Source organism: Streptomyces sp. NPDC050625 (assembly GCF_040654755.1).
In the GTDB taxonomy this organism is placed as follows: Bacteria; Actinomycetota; Actinomycetes; order Streptomycetales; family Streptomycetaceae; genus Streptomyces.
This window is the reverse complement of record NZ_JBFAIQ010000001.1, coordinates 530,438-537,213: the sequence shown is the minus strand read 5'-3', so window position 1 is coordinate 537,213 and position 6,776 is coordinate 530,438. Positions and strand designations below refer to the sequence as shown.

The window sequence follows — 6,776 nt, the reverse complement described above, 5'->3', positions numbered from 1 at the left end:
GACCGCGCAAGCGGCCTCGCCGGGGCCGTACTCGGCTGCCCCGACGCCCGCAACCGCCGCAGACTCCCCCGGGAGTAGGGCCTGCCGGGACTTACAGGCGCTTGGCGGAGGCGGAGTGGCTGCTCGCCGCGAAGGCCGGCCGGCGCGCCCCCGCCGACGGCCTCGCCGGTCCCGGCACGCGCGACTGACGCAGGCTTCCGCGCGAGCAGGACCGGCCTGCTGGAACTTGCGCGGCCGGCCCCGGCCGTCGGCCGTTGTCAGAACAGGCTCAGCAATGCCTCCGCGGGGTCCGTCAGGGTGTTTTCGCCGTCGGGGAGCGGGAGTTCGAACCAGACCGTCTTGCCGCGCGGTGTGCGCCGGGACCCCCAGGCCGCGCTCAGCAGGCCGACGAGTTGGAGACCGCGGCCGCCCTCGTCGGTGTCGCGGGCGCGTCGGCGGCGGGGCTGGACCAGGCCGGAGTCCCAGACCTCGCAGACCAGGGTGCGGTCCAGCAGGAGCCTGAGTCTGATCTCGCCCTCGCCGTACCGCAGCGCGTTGGTCACCAGCTCGCTGACCAGCAGCTCCGTGGTGTCGACCAGGGGCTCCAGATCCCAGCTGACCAGCTGGCCGCGGGCGTACTCACGGGCGCGGCCCACGCTGCGCGGCTCGCGCGGCAGCGCCCAGTCGCCGACCGAGTCGGTCGGCAGCCCCTGGACGCGGGCCATCAGCAGGGCGATGTCGTCCTCGCCGTGATGGGTGTCGAGGGTGTTGAGGACGTGGTCGCAGACGTCCTCCAACGGGCTGGTCGGGTCCGTGAGCGCGCCCACGAAGGCCTGGAGGCCCTCGTCGAGGGGGTGGTGGCGGGATTCGACGAGTCCGTCCGTGTAGAGGGCGAGCAGGGCGCCCTCGGGGAGTTCGACCTCCACTTCCTCGAACGGCTCGCCGCCCACGCCGAGCGGCATGCCCGGCGGCACGTCCAGCATCAGCGCCGCCTCGCCCGGCTCCACCAGCACCGGCGGCAGATGGCCCGCGTTGGCGAACGTGCAGCGTCTGGTCACCGAGTCGTACACCGCGTACACACAGGTCGCCAGGTACACCTCGGAGAGGTCCGCGTCGCGGGGCTGGCGGGCGGCGCGGGTCGCCTGCTGGACGCCGCCGGGGGTGCCGAGGCCGCGGGCGATCTCGTCCAACGCCGAGAGGACCTCGGCCGGTTCCAGGTCGAGCAGCGCCAGCGTGCGGACGGCCGTGCGGAGTTCGCCCATCGCCACCGCCGCGCGCAGACCCCGGCCCATGACGTCGCCCACCACCAACGCGGTGCGGTGACCGGGTAGTTCGATCACGTCGAACCAGTCGCCGCCGACCTCGGTCGCCGCGTTGCCGGGCAGATAGCGGCACGCGATGTCCAGGCCGGACGCCTCGGGGTCGCCCGGTGGCAGCAGGGACCGTTGCAGTATCAGCGCGCGTTCGTGCTCGCGGCGGTAGAGGCGGGCGTTGTCGATGCAGACGGCGGCCCGCGCGGCCAGTTCCACGGCGAGGTCCCGGTCGCGCTCGCCGAACGGCTCGCTGCCCTTCGTCCGGGAGAACTGGGCGAGCCCCACGACCGTGTCGTGGGCGACCATCGGGACGGCCAGCGTGGACTGGACGAGGCCGCCCTCCTCGGCGGGGACGTTCTGCGGGCGGGCGGTGCGCAGGGCGTCCGCGCAGGGCGAGTTGAAGGGGTAGTGGTGGACCGCGCCGACCGCGACCGGTGAGCCGCCTCCGACGAACGGCGCGTCGGAGACCGCGCTGGCGTAGGCGACCCGGCGCAGTTCCGCGCTGCCGTCGGCCAGTCCTGGCGGGGTCTCGTCGCCGGCCAGGAGTCCCTGATAGAGGTCGACGGTGGCGAGGTCGCAGAAGCCGGGCACGACAACGTCGAGGAGTTCGCGGGCCGTCGTCTCCAGGTCCAGGGAGTTGCCTATGCGGGCGCCCGCCTCGTTGAGAAGGGCGAGATTTCGCCGTGCGGCCGCCGCCTCGCGGGCCGCCGCGCGGCGGGCCGTGATGTCGGTGCCCAGCCAGGCGATGCCGATGGGCCGGCCGCTGCCGCTCTGCACGCGATAGAGGTTGATGGACCAGTGCCGGCGCTCTTCGGACCCGGGCACGAAGCCCGTGACGTGCATGTCCGTGATGGAGTTGCCGGTCTCCAGGACCCGGCGCAGGGTGGCGGCGACCCGCTCGGCCTCGCTCCGCGGCAGGTAGTCGTGAACTCCCTTGCCCCGGTGGTCGTCCGGTGTACCGCCGAAGATCGAGGCGAACCGCATGTTGGCGCGGCGGACCCGCAGGTCGGGGTCGATCAGCAGGAAGCCGAAAGGAGATTGACCGAAAATGGCCTGCGAGGCGGCGAGGTCGGTTTCGATGCTGCGCAGGGTGCGGACGTCGACCACGATGCAGACGGCGGCCCGGTCGCCCTCGGCGGTCCGGGTCGGCATGACGTAGACCTCGGCGAGGGCTTCCTCCCCCCGCTCCGCGTCCGTCGTGTCCGGCATCCGGAAGGGGACCACCCCGGTCCACTCCCGCCCGTCGAGGATCTCGGCCATCTTGCGCTGGCCGCGCTCGCGCAGATCGGGGTCGATGAAGGCCTCGATGGGATCCATGCCGACGGCACGCTCGGCGGGGATGCCGAAGAGCTGCTCGGCGCGCAGGCTCCACTGGTCGACGAGCCCGCCGGGGCCGATGGAGAAGGACGCGACCTTGATGTAGTCGTACATGGAGCCGGGCGGGCTGATCTGCCACATGGCGTCTCCGGGAGCCGCGGCAGAATCCACGCCCCCCGCCCTCGCGCCGTCCGACGGGTCCTCGGACTCCGTGGCCTTCGCTGGTATCTCGCTCACGCGAACCGTCCCCTCCAGCTCACCGCGTCCGGCACCGGTCACCGGAGGCGGCTGCCCGCAGTATCCAGCACTACGGCGCCGCACGACACGGTGTTCACGATCACAGGTCGGCCCAAGCGGTTTTCGGACCGGACCGCGACAACACTCCCAGTCTTCTAACCAGGGAACACGCCCTCGAACCACAGACTCCGGCAATGGTCACCGGCCAGTGCCGTTCCAGGGACGGCGAGAGGGGGGCTGTACACCCCTGATGCCAGCTGCGGCTCGCCGTTCAGCCGGGAACCGCGAGCTCGAACCAGACCGTCTTGCCGTTGTCGCCGGGCCGTGTTCCCCAGCGGCGCGAGGAACTGGCGACCAGTTGGATGCCACGGCCGCTCTCGTCCTCAAGATGGGCGACCCGTTCGTGCGGCGGATCCGGCAGCGGGTCCGACACCTCGACCAGGAGGGTGTCACCGAGGCCACTGGGGCGTACGAGGCGTACGCCGATGGGGCCGGTGGCATGCCGGAGCGAGTTTGTCACCAACTCGCTGACCAGCAGCGCCGTCATGTCCGCGAGGGCATCCAGCCCCCAGCCGAGCAACTGGGCCCGGACCGCCGTGCGGGCGGTGCGCACAGCACCGGGCTCCGCGGGGAAGGTCCATTCGGCACAGTCGCCTTCGGTGTCGATCACGCCCGATCACTTCCCAGGCAAGCGAGCCCACCCATGTCCGGTTTCGTGGGGTTAATGGGCACATACCCGATATCCGGGGCGCAGTACCGCTCGGAGGGGCGCAGTGTGGCACGAACGGCGTAGGGATTCTCAGCCCGCTCCACCCTCCGGGCGGATCCCGAGCTGCCGTACGGCGGCCACGTCCTGGTCGAGCCAGTCCACGGACCAGATCTCGGCGGGGGCGAGCCAGCGCAGCTCGTCGTGGTCCTGGAGGGGCTTGGGGTCGGCGGAGCCGGGGCGCAGGCGGGCGGTCCACACATGGAGTACGTACGGGGGTCTCAGCGGCCACTCCCCCGGGACGCGCTCGACGGCCTCGGTCTCGACGCCGAGTTCCTCGCGCAGTTCGCGCACCAGGGCGGCGTCAGGACTCTCGCCGGGTTCGACCTTGCCGCCGGGCAGCTCCCAGCGGCCGGCCAGCTCGGGGGGTGCGCTGCGGCGCGCGGCGAGCAGGCGATCGCCGTCGAACAGGGCGGCTCCCACCACCACGATCCGTTCCGTCATGGGCGGGAGCCTACGGGAGCGCGGACGGGGTCAGTTGCGTGTGCCGCCGTCTCCGTTCTGGGTGATGCGCTCGACCCAGTAGAGCTGCTTGTGTCCGCGGTCGTCGAGACTGTCGGCGATCTTCTGCGCCTCGGCCCGCGTCGCGTACCTGCCCACGCGGTAGCGATTGCCGTTGTCGTCCTGCCGTATCACGAGCCAGGGAAGAGAGAGTGTCCCTTCACTCATGGCGTCCCACCCCTCCGCTCCCCATGGACCCGCGCTCTGAGGAAACCGCAATCCGCATATGCCCGAGCGTACGCCTAACCTTTACGCAGCGAACACGGCTTTTCACAAAGAGGTACGCAACCAGCCAGAACCCCGGGGGCGCACGATGACGAATGCGCCGTCCGGGGGCCCGGTGCGGCCCGTCGGCGGCCCACCTGGGACAGCTGTGGTCACCTGCGAGAACGGCCGGATTCCAACGGCCCGGGACAGCCCGCGGATCGGCGGGGCGACGGGGTCAACTGCCCTTGCGGTGTGCGCTACTTCACCGGGAGGTGGTACGCGGCACGATAGCGGTCGGCGGGAATGACCACGTCCGCCGTCTCCACCGGGCGGCCGGAGGCGTAGTACGTGCGCTGGATGACGAGGACGACATGACCGGGCACACCGCCCAGGATGTGCAGTTCCTCGGCGAGGCCGGGGCGGGCGCCGACCTCCTCGGTGACGTTGTCGACGATGACGTCGATGGCACGCATCCGCTCCACGACGCCCATGCCGCCGAGCGGTCCCTCCTCGGGCAGCATCACGGGCGTGCGCCCGGTGACGGCGAGGGGCTCCCAGGAGGTGGAGAGCATCATCGGCTCTCCACCGTCCCGGAAGAGGTACTTGGTGCACATCACGCGCTCGCCGGGCCGGATGCCGAGCCGGTCGGCGATGGCGCCGCTCGCCTCGGTCTGCTCGCTGCTGGACTCCCAGGTGCCACGGGCGGCGGCGTCGGACTGCTCCTGGCGGAACGGAGTGGCGCCACCGGACGGGCGGAACCCGGAGCGGGCCACCCGCCGGGGCACGGGCCGCTCGCGCACATAGGTCCCCGAGCCGGAACGGCCCTCGACCAGGCCCTCGGCCATCAGCACCTTGCGCGCCTCCAGGGCGACCGTGTCCGAGACCCCGTACTCCTCGCGGATCCTCGCCTGGGAGGGGAGCCGGGTGTGGGGCGGCAGCGAACCGTCGACGATCTTCTTGCGGAGATCACCCGCGACACGCAGATACGCCGGCTGCTCACCGAAAGTCACTGGCCGCTCCCATCAGATTGTACAGACAGCAACAGAGTGGCAACCGTGGGTTGTGGCGTGCAAGCAAAGGCCAGAGAATCACTCGATGTGATGACTTGTGGCTCGCGGGGGCTTTACGCAGGCACTTTCTCCCCGCTATGGCCGCGGTCACACCTCCATACCGCCGGCGCCTCCTCCGCTGTCCGCCCCGCCGTCGGAGCCGCCGCTGTCGTCTTCGTAGGACGGCGGGGTCGTGGCCAGGCCCAGAGCCTTGCGGGCGGTGACCGTCTTGTTCCGGTCGAGCAGCTTGAAGCCCTTGTCGTAGTGCGTGTAGAAGGTGTCGGCGTCGTCGGCCGCGGCGGCCTTCGCCCACTCGGCGCGGGACTTGTCGATCTCCACGACCAACGTGTCGACCGGCTTCTTCGCGTCCGCCGGCCACGAGTGGCCGCGCAACATCCCGGCCTGCGCGCCGAGCGCCACCTCGACCCGGCCCGCCCACGCCTTGTGCCCGGGCAGGTCGTCCTCGACGTACTCCGCGTCGGGTGCGCTGTCCATGGCGGCGTTGAGAACATGAGCCGCCTTCAGATAGGCGACCTGGTCCGCGTCGAGGACGGTCTCGTCGTTGCGCAGCGAGCCGATCAGGTTCTTGCCCTCGACGGTGTTGCCGAACACGCAGGTGACCTCGCGGTCGCCCAGGCTCCAGCTGTCCCGGGTGGGCGTGAGGTAGTAGACGTCGACGTCGGAGGGGACGGCCCAGGCGTCCATCGCGTAGCTGTCCTGGAGCCCGTAGCAGCGCTCGTCGGCGGCGTCGGTGACCGGGCCGTCGCCCGGGTAGGAGCGGCCCTTCAGCCTGAAGGAGGCGAACACCTCGCCGTCGTGCGCACGGTCGCAGGACACCTTGTCGACGTCGTCCGCCTCGCCGGACAGCGAGCCGCCGGGCGCGTTGAAGCACTCGCCCTTGTCCAGCGACAGGCTCGAGCCGCCACGCGCGCCCTCCTTGAAGCCCTCCCAGAAGTCGGAGGCCCCGCCGGTGGCGAGCGCCAGCACCCACAGCGCGAGCCCGATCCCGGACAGCACGGAGCCACCGATCGCCAGCCCCCTGCCTTGCTCGCCCCGCTTCCTGATCTGGACCAGCGCGACGATCCCGAGGACCAGTCCCACGCCCGGCAGGAAGCAGAGGATGCCGAGCACGAGGGCGGCGATGGCGAGCCCGTTGACGGGCGCCGGCCGGTTGAAGGGGCTGTAGCCCTGGGCCCAGGGCTGGTACGGCAGTCCGCCGTAGGGGCCCTGGGCGTACGGGCCCTGGTTGTAAGGCCCCTGCTCGTACGGGCCCTGAGCGTAAGGCCCCTGCTCGTAAGGGCCCTGCGGATACGACGGGTGCTGCCCTTCGGGCTGGTGGGGGCCGGGAGGCGGGGGTATGGACACGGGTACCGTGCTCCTGGGTCGGGCGGCGGTGACGCTGAACTG

The 6,776-nt window shown here is 71.4% G+C and carries 6 protein-coding genes; all 6 read right to left on the bottom strand.

Annotation, left to right across the window (positions count from 1 at the left end; all coding sequences use genetic code 11):
• Positions 1 to 257: 257 nt before the first annotated feature.
• The 6 genes from AB0I54_RS02535 to AB0I54_RS02510 all read right to left on the bottom strand — a co-directional run bounded on the left by AB0I54_RS02535 (position 258) and on the right by AB0I54_RS02510 (position 6,734).
• A complete protein-coding gene (locus AB0I54_RS02535) occupies positions 258 to 2,846 on the bottom strand; it encodes a SpoIIE family protein phosphatase (RefSeq protein ID WP_363294000.1) in 2,589 nt (862 codons plus the stop codon).
• Between the two features lie 271 nt (positions 2,847 to 3,117).
• The gene (locus AB0I54_RS02530; protein WP_363293999.1) at positions 3,118 to 3,516 is read right to left on the bottom strand and encodes an ATP-binding protein; all 399 of its coding nucleotides are present in this window, start codon (positions 3,514 to 3,516) and stop codon (positions 3,118 to 3,120) included.
• Positions 3,517 to 3,645: 129 nt separating this feature from the next.
• Complete coding sequence (locus AB0I54_RS02525; protein ID WP_363293998.1) at positions 3,646 to 4,056, bottom strand: (deoxy)nucleoside triphosphate pyrophosphohydrolase; 411 nt, start codon at positions 4,054 to 4,056, stop codon at positions 3,646 to 3,648.
• 30 nt (positions 4,057 to 4,086) lie between these two features.
• On the bottom strand, positions 4,087 to 4,281 hold the full coding sequence (locus AB0I54_RS02520) for an SPOR domain-containing protein (RefSeq protein ID WP_363293997.1): 195 nt from the start codon (positions 4,279 to 4,281) through the stop codon (positions 4,087 to 4,089).
• Positions 4,282 to 4,577: 296 nt separating this feature from the next.
• Entirely contained in the window at positions 4,578 to 5,330 is a 753-nt protein-coding gene (locus AB0I54_RS02515; RefSeq protein WP_363293996.1) for a GntR family transcriptional regulator, read from the bottom strand.
• A 147-nt stretch (positions 5,331 to 5,477) separates the two neighbouring features.
• A complete protein-coding gene (locus tag AB0I54_RS02510) occupies positions 5,478 to 6,734 on the bottom strand; it encodes a DUF4190 domain-containing protein (protein WP_363293995.1) in 1,257 nt (418 codons plus the stop codon).
• Positions 6,735 to 6,776 lie beyond the last annotated feature (42 nt).

Coding starts and splice junctions, on each gene's coding strand:
- AB0I54_RS02520 (WP_363293997.1), bottom strand. CDS start 4,281: ATGAGTGAAGGGACACTCTCTCTTCCCTGGCTCGTGATACGGCAGGAC.
- AB0I54_RS02525 (WP_363293998.1), bottom strand. CDS start 4,056: ATGACGGAACGGATCGTGGTGGTGGGAGCCGCCCTGTTCGACGGCGAT.